Origin of the sequence: Sphaerisporangium sp. NPDC049002, assembly GCF_040649355.1 — a bacterium.
Taxonomy (GTDB): Bacteria; Actinomycetota; Actinomycetes; order Streptosporangiales; family Streptosporangiaceae; genus Sphaerisporangium.
In genome coordinates this window covers 1-14,573 of sequence record NZ_JBEZFH010000043.1, presented here as the reverse complement: position 1 = coordinate 14,573, position 14,573 = coordinate 1, and the positions used below count along the sequence as shown (strand labels likewise).

The following is a 14,573-nucleotide window of genomic DNA, read 5'->3' as shown; positions in this document are numbered from 1 at the left end:
GTGTTGGTTTGTAGCTGGTTTCGTGGTCTGATCACGGTCCTGACCACTATGATCGCGGCCGTTCTGATTCGTGGTGGCGCGACTCGCGGACGCCTGTCCCTTGGTGTGGTAGTCGTGGCGGTACGGTGAGGAGTTGAAACCCGCCGGACGCGAGATCACCCATCGGTTGTCCGGCATCGGCAAGCTGACAAAGCTTCGGCAAATGAGGTGTTATTCCCGGTGCGCGTACACGACTCGCTCATCGAGCTCATGGGCGACACCCCGCTCGTACGGCTCCGCAAGGTCACGGCCGGCATATCCGCACAGGTCCTGGCGAAGGTCGAGTACTTCAACCCGGGCGGCTCGGTGAAGGACCGCATCGCGCTGCGCATGGTGGAGGCGGCCGAGCGCTCCGGAGCGCTGCGCCCCGGCGGCACGATCGTGGAGCCCACGTCCGGCAACACGGGCATCGGGCTGGCGATCGTGGCCCAGGACAGGGGTTACCGCTGCCTGTTCGTCGTGCCCGACAAGGTGGCCCAGGACAAGATCGCCGTGCTGCGCGCGTACGGCGCCGAGGTGGTCGTCTGCCCGACGGCGGTCTCGCCCGACCACCCCGAGTCCTACTACTCGGTGTCCGACCGGCTGGCGCGCGAGATCCCGAACGCCTGGAAGCCCGACCAGTACTCCAACCCGGAGAACCCCGCCAGCCACTACCACTCGACGGGCCCGGAGATCTGGGACCAGACCGACGGGCGGATCACCCACTTCGTCGCCGGGGTGGGCACCGGCGGCACGATCAGCGGCACCGGCCGCTACCTCAAGGACGTCTCCGGCGGCCGGGTCCAGATCATCGGCGCCGACCCCGAGGGCTCGGTCTACTCCGGCGGCTCCGGGCGGCCGTACCTGGTCGAGGGCGTCGGCGAGGACATCTGGCCCGCCACCTACGACACCACGGTCGCCGACCGCATCATCGCGGTCTCCGACAAGGACTCCTTCGGCATGACCCGCCGCCTGGCCCGCGAGGAGGCCCTGCTCGTCGGGGGTTCCTGCGGCATGGCGGTCGTGGCGGCGCTGAAGGTGGCGGCCGAGGCGGGGCCCGACGCCGTCGTGGTCGTCCTGCTGCCGGACGGCGGGCGCGGCTACCTGTCCAAGATCTTCAACGACGACTGGATGGCCGACTACGGCTTCCTGACCTCCGCCAGCGAGGAAGGGCTGGTCGGCGACGTGCTCGGCCGCAAGAACCCCGGGCTTCCCGAGTTCGTGCACACCCACCCGCACGAGTCGGTGAGCACGGCCATCGCCATCATGCGCGAGTACAGCGTGTCGCAGCTCCCCGTCATGAAGGAGGAGCCCCCGGTCATGGCGGCCGAGGTGGTCGGCTCGATCGTCGAGCGCGACCTGCTGGAAGCCCTCTACCGGGGCAAGGTGCGCGGAGAGGACCCGATCGAGGAGCACATGTCGGCACCGCTCCCCATGATCGGCTCGGGCGAGCCCGTCTCGGTGGCCATCGAGGCGCTGGAGAAGGCCGACGCCACCGTGGTCCTCGACGACGGCAAGCCGATCGGCCTGATCACCAGGCAGGACCTGCTCGCCTTCCTCGCGAGCGCAGCGAGCGTTTAAGACGACACAGCCTCGCGAGCGCAGCGAGCGTCTAAGACGACACAGCCTCGCGAGCGCGGCGAGCGTCTAGGGCGCACACCCTCTTGTGAAGATCTGAGGCCGGGTGCGGGGCCGGAACGAAGGCACGGCACCCGGGTTCAGAGGCGGGCCGGCTCGTGGTCGGCGGGGAACCAAGCGCGGACCTCCCAGCCCCCCTCGGGGGTGGGTCCCGCGACGAGGTCGCCGCCGAGGGCCTTGACCCGCTCGGCCATGCCGACCAGGCCGAACCCGCCGCCCAGCCTGGCGACGCGCGGGTCGGACGGCGATCTGTGGTTGCGCACCCGCAGCAGCACCCCTCGTTCCACCGGCCTCAGGTCGGCCTCCACCCAGCCGGTGCCGGGCGCGTGCCGCCGTACGTTCGTGAGGGACTCCTGCAGGACGCGGTGCAGGGTGGTGAGCACCTCGGGAGCCAGCGCGGACTCGGTGAGGCCCTGACCTATGCCTAAGGCGACCGGGGGGCCGCTCGCCGAGAACCTCTCGACGAGCACACGCAGGTCGGTGAGCGTGGTGCCCGCGTTGCGGGACGCGTCGTCGCCGGCGCGGAGCACCCCGACCAGGCGGCGCATGGAGGTCAGCGCGTCCGCCCCCGCGGTGGCGATCGCGTCGAGCGAGGGTACGACGGCCTCGGGCTTCCGCGCGGCCACCGTCTTCGCCGCCTGCGCCTGCACCACGATGCCGGTGATGTGGTGAGCGACCAGGTCGTGCAATTCCCTGGCGAGCTCCAGCCGTTCGGCCCTTCGTACGGCGTTCACCGTCTCCTGGCGGTGTTCTCGCTGGTAGCGAAGGTAGCTGCCGATGCCCATGGCCACAGCCCAGGCGACGAAGAACAGGAAGCCGAAGGCGATGGCCGACGACTTCTCGGTACGCAGGCCCGCGGCCAGTTCGAGGGTGACCATCGACAGCAGCGAGAGCAGCACGGCGAACCGGAGAGGCGTGACCCAGCGCAGGGCCCCGACCGTGACGAGAAGCAGCGCTCCGGCCTCGGCGAAGCCGGGGGGGCCCGACCAGTGGAAGACGCCGGCGAACAGCGACACCACGGCGGACATCGCCATGAGCAGGACCATGCCCTGGACGCGGAACCGGTGGCGCAGCAGGTACGCCCCGATGCCGAGGAGCCCGCACAGCGGCGCCGCGAACCGCGACTGGCCCATCGGGACATCGACCGCCGTTTCGACGAGGAGGAGCAGCCCAAGCCAGCCGACCAGAGCGATCTCGCTGAGTCGCTGAATCCAGTACACGAGCCGATGGGTGTCCCTCACGGACGTCGAGGGTAATCCGGTCGCCGTAGTAAAGAATCGGCCATTCGGCCGAGCCGCCCCCGAGCCGCCCCCGAGCCACCGCCGGGCGGCCGCTCAGGCCAGGTGAGCGTCCGTACGGCGCACGGAGGGGGCCGGGGCGGCGTCGGGCCACCATGCGCGAGCGCCGAGCATCGCGGTGAGCCCCGGGACCACCACCAGTGAGAGCGCCGCGCCCCCCGCGACCAGGCACACGCCGGACAGCACGTCGTAGACGGTCGCGGTGAGCGTTCCGGCGGCCAGCAGGGCGGCGAGGGCGGGCGGAGCCGCGTACTTGGTCGCCAGCGCCGAGCAGGTGCGAGGGTCACGGCCGGTACGGGCCGTCTCGCGCACGCGGGCGAGCACGAGCAGCGCGGTGGTGACGCTGACGACCAGCACGAACATGAACACGGCGATCTGGTCGCCCGACGGGGCGGCGGCCGTGCCCGACGCCCACGCGACCAGCAGCGCTCCCGCCGTGAGGTAGACGGGGGAGATCAGACTCCGGAGCACCAGCGCGAGGACGAGCGCGACCAGCACCCCGGCGACGGCCATGACAGGCACGGGGAGGGGGGAGGGCACCAGCACCGGCCCGATCGCCCCCATCGCGACGATGAGCCCCGCCGCCAGGGCCGTCCAGGTGCCGGGGTGGGCGGCGACGGCCAGCCCGAACCTCGCCGCCGGCCGTCCGGTGCGGCGCCGTCGTGAGGGCCACGCCAGCCGGGACCCCAGCACGGCCAGCACGGCGGGGAGCAACGTGAGCACGACGAGCAACTGCACCGAGGCCGTGAGGGCGAGCGCCGGGCCGAAGCCGGGCGGGTAGGCGCCGAGGGGCAACGCGCCGCAGGAGGCGATCCATGCCGCGCCCGCCGTGGCGATCACCCTCCCCGCCTGGTCCAACGAGGTGCGTACCGCGTGTACGGGCCCGTCGCCCGAGGCCAGGCGCTCCCTGAACCGGTGGATCAGCATGGTCGCGCACGCCGTCGTCGTGCCGTAGGCGAACAGGCCCGGCGGGGCGGGCAGGCCGAGGGCCGCGATCGCCACGGCGGACAGGCTGTGGACGGCGAGGGCCGCCAGCACGGCCGTCAGCGTCGCGGCGGGGGAGCGGAGGAAGGCCAGGAGCGCGAGGAGCGCCACGCCGGCCCCGAAGGCTCCGGAGGCGTCGGGCGGCAGCGGGCCGTACTCGCCGTAGCCGCCGTAGCCGCCATAGCCGCCGGGGACGCCGGAGACCCCGGGGAGCGTGCCGGGCCGGGCCACCAGGGCCGCGGCGAGCACGGCCGTCCAGAAGGCGAGCACCCACCACGCGTGGCGGGTCGTGAGCCTGCCGATGACGTCGAGCATTCGCCGTGGTCCCGTCGTGAGCACGTCGCGGGCGCCCGGTGGCCTCCGTGGGGGCCGTGCCTGAGGTCCAGCCGGGAAGGGGGTCCCCAGCCGACGGTAAGCGGGGGCGCGAGGCGCTGCCATCGGACGTCGGGCTGATCCCCGCCTCGTCCTTCCGCCGTAGTACGGCGGCGCGGTTTCCTCCTCCGGGAGGGCGATAGCGTGGAGCCATGATTGAAGGTTTCGAGACTTTGGCCATCCACGCAGGCCAGGAGCCCGACCCGCACACCGGTGCGGTCGTGCCTCCCATTTACGCCGTGTCCACGTACAAGCAGGACGGTGTCGGCGGGCTGCGGGCCGGATATGAGTACAGCCGCTCGGCCAACCCCACCAGGAACTCGCTGGAGGAGTTGCTGGCGGCGATCGAGGGCGGGACGCGCGGGCTGGCCTTCGCGTCGGGCCTCGCCGCCGAGGACACCCTGCTGCGCACGGTGTGCAGGCCGGGCGACCACGTGATCATCCCGGACGACGCCTACGGCGGCACGTACCGGCTGTTCGCCAAGGTCCTCTCGCGGTGGGGGCTGCACTACGACCCGGTGCCGCTCGGCGACGTGGACGCGGTGCGCGCGGCCGTACGTCCCGACACCAGGGCGATCTGGGTGGAGACCCCGACCAACCCGCTGCTGGGCATCGCCGACATCGAGGCCCTGGCCTCCATCGCCCACCAGGCGGACGCGCTCCTGCTGGTGGACAACACCTTCGCCTCGCCGTACCTCCAGCAGCCGCTGGCGCTGGGCGCCGACGTGGTGGTCCACTCCACCACCAAGTACATCGGGGGGCACTCCGACGTGGTCGGCGGGGCGCTGATCACCCGCGACCGCGGCCTCGGTGACGAGCTGGCCTACCACCAGAACGCCATGGGAGCCGTCGCGGGCCCGTTCGACGCGTGGCTGACGGTGCGCGGCATCAAGACGCTCGCCCTGCGCATGGAGCGCCACTGCGACAACGCCGAGCAGGTCGTCGACATGCTGCTCTCGCACCCGCGGGTCATCGAGGTGTTCTACCCGGGGCTCTCCAGGCACCCCGGCCACGAGGTGGCCGCCAAGCAGATGAGGCGGTTCGGCGGCATCGTGTCGTTCCGCGTCGCGGGCGGTGAGGCCGAGGCGCTCGAAATCTGCGACCGCACGAAGCTGTTCACCCTCGGCGAGTCGCTCGGGGGCGTCGAGTCGCTGATCGAGCACCCGGGCCGCATGACCCACGCCTCGGTCGCCGGAACGGCCCTGGAGGTGCCCTCCGACCTGATCCGCCTGTCGGTGGGCATCGAGACCGCCAGCGACCTGCTCGGCGACCTCAGGCAGGCTCTGGGCTCCTAGGGGAGGGCCGGCGCACTCAGGTGGGGTTGAACCACACCATCAGCACGAGGATCACGAGCCAGATGAGGGCCATGATCGACGAGAGGGTGGCGATGCGGCCGGTCTGCACCTTGGCGTCGTCTTCGGGCGTCTCGTTGGAGAGCACGCGAACGGCGGTGCTCTGGTCACGATCGATGATGACCAGCAGCACCGCCGCGACGATGAACAGCGTCATCGACACCGACAGGTACGGCTTGCCGATGTGGGAGCCGGCCAGGGCGAGGCCGAACAGGAAGACGCCGAGGGTGAGGATGCCGAAGATGCGCGTGCTGCGGTGCAGGTAACGCAGCACGCTCGCGTCTCTGGCCCGGATGTATCGCGGGGTGAACATGGTGGCGGCGGTCAGCGGCCCGATCGCGAAGATCGCGAAGCCGATGTGCAGCCACAGCAGGAGCTTGTCGAGAAACGACATGCCGCTGAGGCTATCGTCTCCGTGATCAGCGGGGAACGGCCGCCGGACAACCGTACGAAATCATGAGCGGTGGCTCATGGTTTCGGGATGTCCGTCGCCTCCTGCGCCGTCTCCTCGGGGGTCTCGGTGACGGGCGGCTTCGGCGACCGGTGCCGGTTGTTCACGGTGACCTCGAACATCGTCACCGTGAAGATCATGAGAAGGAGGAGCGCGACCGCCGCGAACATGGCACCCTCCTTTCGTGGCGGGCGGGCCTCGGGGACCGCGGGTCAATCACCCTTTATGAATATCCTCCGAGATCGCATATGAATCGGCAACCGATTAACGCCCGGTTCGACAAAGCGTATTGAATGTCCTTTACTGAAAAGCGCGCCGGAAGATGGACATACCCCCGCAAAACGCTATTCAGACCCGGTTGTCTCAGCGGGTGCGGCGGGACCGGAGGAAGTCGCTGACGACGTACTCGCCGAGCCGGTCGGCGCTCGGGGAGAAGACCCGGCCGCCGTTGCGCCTGGCCACCTCGTCCACGAACTCCTTGAGCCGCTCGTCGGTGGCCAGCATGAACACGTTGATCGTCGCCCGGCGGCGGGTCATCTTGTCGACCTCCGCCAGCGTGAGCTCCAGCGTCTCGCGCGAGGGCGGCCACTCGAACCAGGAACGGCCGTTTCGCATGAGGTGGGCGGTCGGCTCGCCGTCGGTGACGACGAGCACCACGGGCTCGAAGTCGGGGTGCCGGTCGAGGTGGCGGCCGGCGATCAGCAGCGCGTGGTGCAGGTTGGTGCCCTGGACCATGTCCCATTCGAGCCCGGCCAGCTCCTCGGCCTGCAGCACACGGGCGTAATTGGAGAAGCCGATGATCTGGACGGCGTCCCCCGGGAACTTGGAGGCGACCAGCGCCTGCAGGGCGAGCGCCGTCTGCTTGGCGGGCGCCCAGGTGCCGCGCAGAGCCATGGAGTACGACAGGTCGACCAGCAGGCACACCGCCGCCGCCGTCCTGCGTTCGGTCTCGGCCACCTCGAAGTCGTCCACCGACAGCGAGACCCGGCCGTCGCCGTTCGCCTGGCCGCCCCTCCGCACGCCGTTGACCAGGGTGCGCACCACGTCGAGGGGCTGCTCGTCGCCGAAGCGCCACGGGCGCGAGGAGCCGGTGAGCTCGCCGGCGGCTCCCGCGTCACGCTGGTCGTGGTCGCCGCGGCGACCGGCGTCCAGCGAGTCGAAGACCCTGCGAAGGGCGGTCTCCCCGAGCCGGCGCACGGCCTTCGGCGTGAGCTCCAGCTTGCCGCGCTGCCGCCGGAGGTATCCCTGCTCCTCCAGCTCGCGCTCGATCCGCTTGAGCGCCTCCAGGTCGTCGACGGCCGACCGGCCGAGGGCGCGGCGGATCGCCGACTCGTCGATGTCGTCGAGCCGGGCTCCGGGATAGTCCTGGCGGAGCGCCTCCTCCAGGCGGCCGAGGTCGGCGAGCTCCTCCAGGGCGCTGACGGCGTCCCCCATGCCGAGGGGCCGGTCGCCGTTCATCCGCTCGGGGGTGTCCCAGGCGAGGTCGGGACGGCGGGCGTACAGGGCCTCACCCAGGCGGGACATCTGCTCGCCCAGGCCCGCCTGCTCCAGCGTCTGGTCGATCAGGCCCTGAAGCTCCTGGCGCTGTTCGGGGGTCATGGAGGCGAGCATCCGCTGGGCCGCGGCGGACCTGCGGGCCAGGATGTCGACCAGCTCTTCGAGATTGCGGGGATTCTCCGGAAAGAATTCCCCATGCTTCTGCATGAACTGGTGGAAATCTTCTGGGGTGTGCTCGCCGCGGGCATCGCGGTCCAGCATGTCGTTCAAGTCCGACATCATCTGCCGGACCCGTTCCATCGTCTCGGGATCGGGATTGGCCAGGGCCTCCCGCATGCCGCGGAACCGGCTGTCGAGGACCTCCCTGCGCAGCAGGGCGCGCAGTTCCTCGAACGTCTGGCGGGCGGCCGGCGAACGCCACTCGTACGTGCTCAGCTGCTGGACCGCGCTGGCGGTGTCGCTCGGCACCCCGTCGAGCTCCGACTCGCGCAGCCGCGCCTCGTCGGAGGGGTCGGGGAACAGCTCGGCCCGCTCCTGGCCGATCGCCTTGTCCAGAAGGGCGCGGGCGCGTTCGAGCGTGCCGTCGAGGCTGCCGCGTTCCCGCAGTTCGCGGCGGCGCTTGCGGACCTCGCGCAGCAGCTCATCGAGGCCGCGCCGGTCCTGGGCGCCGGGCAGACCCCGCCTGAGCAGGTCCTTGAGGGAGTCCATCGGGCTGGAACCCGACAGGATCGCGTCGCCCATCTCGTCGAGCGCGGCGCGCACGTCGTACGGCGGCGCCAGCGGATCGGGCCCGTCCTGGTACTCGCCGTATCGGTAGCCACTCATCTTTTGTGAGCCTAATCGTCGTGTGTCCGATGTGCGAGGAACGCCAAGCCCGCCGGGTGGGACCGAAGGCGGCTCACCGGCAGGGGGCCGCCTTCGGTCCCGGTTTCGGCGGGGCCGGGCTCAGGTGCGGTAGACGGCGCCTCCGTCGACCTCGTCCTTGGACAGGCGCCGCATGAGATAGAGCCCTTCGAGGGCGAACTCCAGCGCGGCGGCGGCGTGCCCGGGGGACTCGTCGCCCTCGCCCATGCCCACGGCGGACATGATCTTGGAGAGGCCGTTGACGGGACCGATCTGCTGGAGCAGCTCGGTGGCCGGCGTCAGCTCACCGGACTCGATCTGGACGCCCTCGCTGAACTTGTCCAGCAGCGCCGACAGGTCCAGGCCGCCCAGGGCGCCGCGGAAGGTCTCCGCGGTGGCCCGGCGCAGCAGGTGGGCGAGCACCTCGACCTCGCGGCCCTCCTCGCTCACCTCGAACTCCACCTTGCCGCGCAGCGTGGGGACGATGCCGGGCAGGTCGCACACCCGGGTCACCGGGCGCTCCTCGCCGGTCAGGGCCGCCCGCCGTACGGCCGAGGCGGCGGCCGTCTCGGCGGCGGCGATGGCGAAGCGGGCCGAGACGCCCGAGCGCGAGTCCACGGCCGTCGACTCGCGGACCAGGCGGGTGAACCTGGCGATGGTCTCCACGAGGTGCTCGGGCAGCTCGGCGCTCAGCCCCTCGGGCTCGCCCGCCCCGCCGTCCTGGGCGCCGGCAGCCTCCTGGCCCCGCCAGTTGAGCGCGGCCTCCTGGCGGATCAGGTCGAGCTCGTCCTCCAGGGTCAGCGGATAGTGAGTGCGGATCTCGGCCCCGAACCGGTCCTTCAGCGGGGTGATGATCCGTCCCCGGTTGGTGTAGTCCTCGGGGTTCGCGCTGGCGATCAGCAGGAGGTCCAGGGGCAGCCGCAGGTTGTAGCCGCGTACCTGGATGTCGCGCTCCTCCAGCACGTTGAGCAGCGACACCTGGATGCGCTCGGCCAGGTCGGGCAGCTCGTTGACCGAGAAGACGCCCCGGTTGGTGCGGGGCACCAGGCCGTAGTGGACGGTCTCCGGGTCGCCGAGCGTGCGGCCTTCCGCGATCTTGATCGGGTCGACGTCGCCGATCAGGTCGCCGACCGAGGTGTCCGGCGTGGCGAGCTTCTCGCCGTACCGGTCGTCGCGGTGCTTCCAGGCGATCTCCAGCTCCTCGCCCCGCTCGGCCGCGAGCTTCACGCAGCGGACGCACGCGGGGGCGTACGGATGATCGTTGATCTCGCAGCCGTCGACCACCGGGGTCCACTCGTCGAGCAGGCGGGTGATCGTACGGATGAGCCGGGTCTTGCCCTGGCCGCGCTCGCCAAGCAGCACCAGGTCGTGGCCCGCCAGCAGGGCCCGCTCAAGGTGGGGGAGCACGGTGTCGTCGAATCCGACGATGCCCGGGAATCTCGGCGTGCCTGAGCGTAATCTGTCGAGCAGGTTTTCGCGGATCTCCGCTTTGACCGTGCGATAGGTGTGTCCACTTTCGCGCAGGTCGCGGAGAGTGCGAGCTAGCGGCGTTTCACTTCGCGGTGTGGGCGATTCATGCACGGGACGAGACTACGTCGCGCGGGGAGGATGCGGCAGCTTATACACATTTCGGATCTTGACCATTGCGTGACGCTATGCGCGCGTCGTTACTCCCGTAGTGGGGAGAATCCGGCCAAGAGGGGCAAATGGCCGACACTACGACTCGCGACGGAACAGAGGAGGCGAGGCGTGTGGCAGTGCTGACGAGCCGGTTCGCGGACGGTCTCGCCGTGGGCTCCGACCTGGTGGTGGCCGCGGAGACCGCGGTGCGCCAGGCCCTCTCCGGCCTGTCGGGGCCGCCCGACCTGGTGTGCTTCTTCATCTGTGGTGAGGACCCCGAGGACGTGGCCCGCGCCGGGCTTCGCGCGATGCGCATGGCGCCCGGGGCCCAGGTCATCGGGTGCAGCGCCACCGGTGTGATCGGCGACAGCCAGGGCGTCGAGCTGACCTCGGCGGTCAGCGCCTGGGCCGCGAGCCTCGGCGGCGGGCGGGTCACGACCTTCGCGCTGGAGACCCTCCGCATGGAGGACCGCTTCGTGATCATCGGCCTGCCCGACCGGGGCGCCGACGACCAGGTGGCGATACTGCTGGCCGATCCGTACAGCTTCCCCACCGACGCCTTCGTGGAGCACTCGGCCGACGTCCTCGGGAACCTTCCGCTGGTGGGCGGGCTGGCCAACGGGATGCGGGGCCAGGGCTCGGTCCGCCTGTTCGCGGGCGGTGAGATGTACACAGAAGGGGCGATCGGCGTGATGCTGAGCGGCCCCGTCAACGTCAGCACCGTCGTCAGCCAGGGTTGCCGTCCCATCGGCCCCACCATGGTCGTCACCCGCTCCGAGGAGAACCTCCTGCTGGAGCTGGCCGGGCAGCCCGCGCTCGCCCGCCTGGAGGACATCGTCAGCGGCCTCGACGAGGAGGACCGGGAACTGGTCGCCTCGGGCCTGCAGATCGGCGTCGCGATGGACGAGTACGCCGAGAGCCACGAGCGGGGCGACTTCCTGATTCGCGGCATCCTCGGCATCGACCCCGAGCGCGAGGCCGTGGCGGTCGGCGACGTGCTCGACATCGGGCAGAGCGTCCGCTTCCAGGTCCGCGACGCCGCCACGGCCGACGAAGATCTGTACGAACTGCTGGACGCCCACGTCGAGCAGCGCGGGCACATCGACGGCGCGCTGCTGTTCTCCTGCAACGGCAGGGGCTCGGCCATGTTCGGCAGCCCCGACCACGACGCGCTCGCGCTCCACGACACCCTGGGCCCGATCGGCATGGCGGGGTTCTTCGCCGCCGGCGAGGTCGGCCCCGTGGCGGGCCACAACCACGTGCACGGCTTCTCGGCCTCGATCCTCGTCTTCTCCAGCGGCGCCACCCACGACGGCTCCGACGGAGGCCAGAAGGCCGCCCGCGGAGTCTGAGCCGCCCCTACGGCATGTGATCCTTGGAGGCATGGGAGGCGTGGCGGGGTCGGTGGCGCGTGACCCGGGCGTCGTGGTGGCGGTCGATGTCGGCGGCACCAAGCTGGCCGCCGCGCTGGTCGACCCCACCGGGGAGATCGTCGTAGCCGGCCGGATGGCCACCCCGCCCGGGGGAGACGCGCCCACGCTGTGGAAGGCCCTGGCCGGGCTGGTCGACTCCGTGCTGGAACGCCGGCCCGGGCATGAGGTGATCGGCGTGGGGGCCGGGTGCGGCGGCCCGATGGCCTGGCCCGAGGGCGTCGTCTCTCCGCTCAACATGCCGGGCTGGCGCGATTTCCCCTTGCGCGAGCGGCTGGGCGAGCGGTTCTCCGGCGTGCCCGTGCGGGTCCACAACGACGCGATCTGCCTGGCCGTGGCCGAGCACTGGCGTGGGGCCGGCCGGGGCAGCGACGACATGCTCGGCATGGTCGTCTCGACGGGCGTCGGCGGCGGCCTGATCCTCGGCGGCCGGTTGATCGACGGCGGCACGGGCAACGCCGGGCACATCGGCCACGTCGTCGTGGACCCGGACGGCCCCACGTGCGGCTGCGGGGGACGAGGCTGCCTGGAGGCCGTCGCCCGGGGTCCCGGCCTCGCCGCTTGGGCCCTGGAACAGGGCTGGACCCCCGGCGGGGCCACCGGCCGGGCCTCGGCCACAGACACGGAGGGCCCTCGGACGGGCGCCCGCCTGGCCGGGACGTACGTCGAGGCGGCCGAGGCGAGCGGACGGCGGCTGTCGGCGGACGCCGCCGCCGGGGACGAGATCGCCCGGAGCGCGATGACCCGCGCGGGACGGGCGCTCGGCATCGCCATCGCCTCGGCCACCCACCTGTGCGACCTCGACATCGTGACCATCGGCGGCGGCCTCTCGCAGGCGGGCCCGCTGCTGTTCGACCCGCTCGAAGAGGCCCTGCGGGCGCACGCCCGTATGGGCTTCGCCGGGCGCGTCCGCGTCGTCCCCGCCCAGCTGGGCCAGGACGCCGGCCTGATCGGCGCCGCCGCCCTCATCCTCGCCCCCGACCACTACTGGACCGCTCACTGAAAGCTCACTTAAGGCACGGCAAGTCCCGATGTAACGGTTTGTTTCTCTTCGTCCAAGCAGGGTGTAAGCACTCGGACGACGAAGGGAGCGAAGCAGGTGCGCCTCAGACAACCGGGGTTGGCGGGGATCGCCGATGACCCCGGCGCTTTCGAAGCCTTCTACCGGCGCCACTTCGACGAAATGACGCGTTTCCTGGCCCGCCGGGTCGACGATCCCCACACGGTCGCGGACCTCGTCGCGGAGGTCTTCCTCGCCGTCCTCGACTCCGCGCACACCTACCGGCCGGGACGGGGGAGCGAGATCGCGTGGCTGTACGGCGTGGCGCGGAACACCCTGCTGGCCGAGCGGCGGCGGGCCGCGCGCGAGCTGCGAGCGGGCGGCCGTATCGCCGGTCGCCGACTGCTGGAGGCCGATGACGTGGCCCGTCTGGAAGATCGGATCGACGCGGAGAGCCCGGCCCGCCGTGCTCTCCAGGCCATGACCGGCCTGCCGGAAAGCGAGCGGGCGCTGCTGGAGCTGGTCGTGGTCGACCAGCTCACCGTCTCGGAGGCCGCCGCCGCCCTCGGCATCCGGCAGGGCACCGCCCGCGTCAGGCTCCATCGTGCCAGGCGCTCACTCCAGCAGGTTCCCGGTGTCGTACCGCCCCTGGTGATGGAAGGAATCAGATGAACGACACATTCGAGGACAGGTTGCTCGCGGAGCTCAGGACGGAGATGGCCGGCAGGGCACCGCAGGGGCGTGCCCCCGCTCCGCGCCGGAACACAGGCCGCAGGCTCCTGGCGACGGCCGCGGTGACCGCGATCGCCGCGGCCGCGGCGATCGCCGTGCCACTGGTGACCGGGACCGGTACCGCCGCCTACGCGGTGACCAAGAACCCCGACGGCTCGGTCACCCTCACGATCCGCGAGTTCCGGGACCCGGAGGGCGTCGAAGACGAACTGGCCGCAGCGGGTGTGCGGGCAGATGTCACGTACATGCCGTTGGGCAAGCGGTGTGAGAGGCCCGGGTTCCGTCCCCTGGACGCAGACCAGGCGAACATGCCGACCAAGGAGGAGCTTCTGAGCAAGGATCCCGCCGTACGGGCGAAGATCCGGGAGAAACTCGCCAGTTCGCCTTCCGGGAAGGCCATACGGATGCGGAACGGCATCACGATCTATCCCCGGTACGTCGAGCCCGGCCAGACCGTGGTGCTCCAGATCGCGGAGAACCCGAAGGAGCCGACGGTCCGCGACCCCGGCGTCGCCTGGCAGTTCAGCGGCATGCTGACGGATGGGCCCGTCAACCCGTGCAGGCTCGTGGACGACCCGGGGGCGTTCGACGTCGGGGACGCCGTGCCGCCGGGCAGCTGACCGACGGGCCGGTCGGTAGGGGAGTCCCCAGCCGCCGGACTGATGGTGGGCCGGTGAGCGTGTGGGCAGGCGATGAGTGGGAGACTTCGGGCATGGCCCACCCTGAGGTGACCTATGACGATGTGGTCGCCGCCCGTGACTTGCTCGACAACGTGGTCATCCGCACGCCGTTGTTGCATTCGCGGGTCCTGTCGGAGCTGATCGGCGGCCCGGTCTACCTCAAGTGCGAGAACCTCCAGCGGGCCGGCTCGTTCAAGGTCAGGGGCGCGTACGTGCGCATCGCCAGGCTGACCGACGAGGAGCGCTCCCGGGGCGTGGTCGCGGCGAGCGCGGGCAACCACGCCCAGGGGGTGGCTCTGGCCTCGGGGCTGCTGGGCTGCAAGTCCACGGTGTTCATGCCGCAGGGGGCGCCGCTGCCCAAGGTCGAGGCCACCCGCGCGTACGGCGCCGACGTGATCTTCGCGGGGACGACCGTCGACCACGCGCTGGCGGCGGCCAAGGAGCACGCCGAGGAGACCGGGGCCGTCTTCATCCACCCCTTCGACCACCCCGACGTCGTGGCCGGTCAGGGCACCGTCGGGCTGGAGATCCTCGACCAGCTCCCCGACGTCGGCACGATCACGCTCGCGGTCGGCGGCGGCGGGCTCGCGGCGGGCGGAGCCGTAGCAGCTTGGCTCCCTCGTCGGGTACCGGTGGGTTCATGTCACCACCCATCGCC

General features: G+C 71.3%; 13 protein-coding genes. 7 read left to right on the top strand and 6 right to left on the bottom strand.

Annotated features, from left to right (window positions below):
* The first annotated feature begins 219 nt into the window (after positions 1 to 219).
* Complete coding sequence (locus tag AB0B89_RS11965) at positions 220 to 1,599, top strand: cystathionine beta-synthase (RefSeq protein WP_358551363.1); 1,380 nt, start codon at positions 220 to 222, stop codon at positions 1,597 to 1,599.
* A gap of 137 nt (positions 1,600 to 1,736) precedes the next feature.
* Here AB0B89_RS11965 and AB0B89_RS11960 read toward each other — a convergent pair whose 3' ends face one another.
* The gene (locus AB0B89_RS11960) at positions 1,737 to 2,897 is read right to left on the bottom strand and encodes a histidine kinase (RefSeq protein ID WP_358551361.1); all 1,161 of its coding nucleotides are present in this window, start codon (positions 2,895 to 2,897) and stop codon (positions 1,737 to 1,739) included.
* Between the two features lie 93 nt (positions 2,898 to 2,990).
* On the bottom strand, positions 2,991 to 4,253 hold the full coding sequence (locus AB0B89_RS11955; protein ID WP_358551359.1) for an MMPL family transporter: 1,263 nt from the start codon (positions 4,251 to 4,253) through the stop codon (positions 2,991 to 2,993).
* 209 nt (positions 4,254 to 4,462) lie between these two features.
* Between AB0B89_RS11955 and AB0B89_RS11950 the strand changes: the two genes are divergently transcribed.
* Positions 4,463 to 5,605: a cystathionine gamma-synthase gene (locus tag AB0B89_RS11950; protein WP_358551357.1), complete on the top strand. Its 1,143-nt coding sequence runs from the start codon at positions 4,463 to 4,465 to the stop codon at positions 5,603 to 5,605.
* A 16-nt stretch (positions 5,606 to 5,621) separates the two neighbouring features.
* Here the strand turns inward: AB0B89_RS11950 and AB0B89_RS11945 are convergent, their stop codons facing one another.
* The 4 genes from AB0B89_RS11945 to AB0B89_RS11930 all read right to left on the bottom strand — a co-directional run bounded on the left by AB0B89_RS11945 (position 5,622) and on the right by AB0B89_RS11930 (position 10,034).
* The gene (locus tag AB0B89_RS11945; protein WP_358551355.1) at positions 5,622 to 6,056 is read right to left on the bottom strand and encodes a hypothetical protein; all 435 of its coding nucleotides are present in this window, start codon (positions 6,054 to 6,056) and stop codon (positions 5,622 to 5,624) included.
* A gap of 74 nt (positions 6,057 to 6,130) precedes the next feature.
* On the bottom strand, positions 6,131 to 6,283 hold the full coding sequence (locus tag AB0B89_RS11940; RefSeq protein WP_358551353.1) for a hypothetical protein: 153 nt from the start codon (positions 6,281 to 6,283) through the stop codon (positions 6,131 to 6,133).
* A 193-nt stretch (positions 6,284 to 6,476) separates the two neighbouring features.
* Positions 6,477 to 8,435: a hypothetical protein gene (locus AB0B89_RS11935; protein WP_358551351.1), complete on the bottom strand. Its 1,959-nt coding sequence runs from the start codon at positions 8,433 to 8,435 to the stop codon at positions 6,477 to 6,479.
* A 120-nt stretch (positions 8,436 to 8,555) separates the two neighbouring features.
* Positions 8,556 to 10,034: a sigma 54-interacting transcriptional regulator gene (locus tag AB0B89_RS11930; RefSeq protein ID WP_358551349.1), complete on the bottom strand. Its 1,479-nt coding sequence runs from the start codon at positions 10,032 to 10,034 to the stop codon at positions 8,556 to 8,558.
* A 170-nt stretch (positions 10,035 to 10,204) separates the two neighbouring features.
* Between AB0B89_RS11930 and AB0B89_RS11925 the strand changes: the two genes are divergently transcribed.
* The 5 genes from AB0B89_RS11925 to AB0B89_RS11905 all read left to right on the top strand — a co-directional run.
* Entirely contained in the window at positions 10,205 to 11,425 is a 1,221-nt protein-coding gene (locus AB0B89_RS11925; RefSeq protein ID WP_358551347.1) for an FIST N-terminal domain-containing protein, read from the top strand.
* A 31-nt stretch (positions 11,426 to 11,456) separates the two neighbouring features.
* Complete coding sequence (locus tag AB0B89_RS11920) at positions 11,457 to 12,506, top strand: ROK family protein (protein ID WP_358551345.1); 1,050 nt, start codon at positions 11,457 to 11,459, stop codon at positions 12,504 to 12,506.
* Between the two features lie 96 nt (positions 12,507 to 12,602).
* Positions 12,603 to 13,175, top strand: coding sequence for an RNA polymerase sigma factor (locus AB0B89_RS11915; RefSeq protein WP_358551343.1), 573 nt, complete (start codon positions 12,603 to 12,605; stop codon positions 13,173 to 13,175).
* Positions 13,172 to 13,855: a hypothetical protein gene (locus AB0B89_RS11910; RefSeq protein WP_358551341.1), complete on the top strand. Its 684-nt coding sequence runs from the start codon at positions 13,172 to 13,174 to the stop codon at positions 13,853 to 13,855. The genes AB0B89_RS11915 and AB0B89_RS11910 overlap by 4 nt, the downstream gene beginning before the upstream one ends.
* A 92-nt stretch (positions 13,856 to 13,947) precedes the next feature.
* The coding region (locus AB0B89_RS11905; protein WP_358551339.1) for a pyridoxal-phosphate dependent enzyme at positions 13,948 to 14,573 on the top strand (626 nt) is incomplete at its 3' end.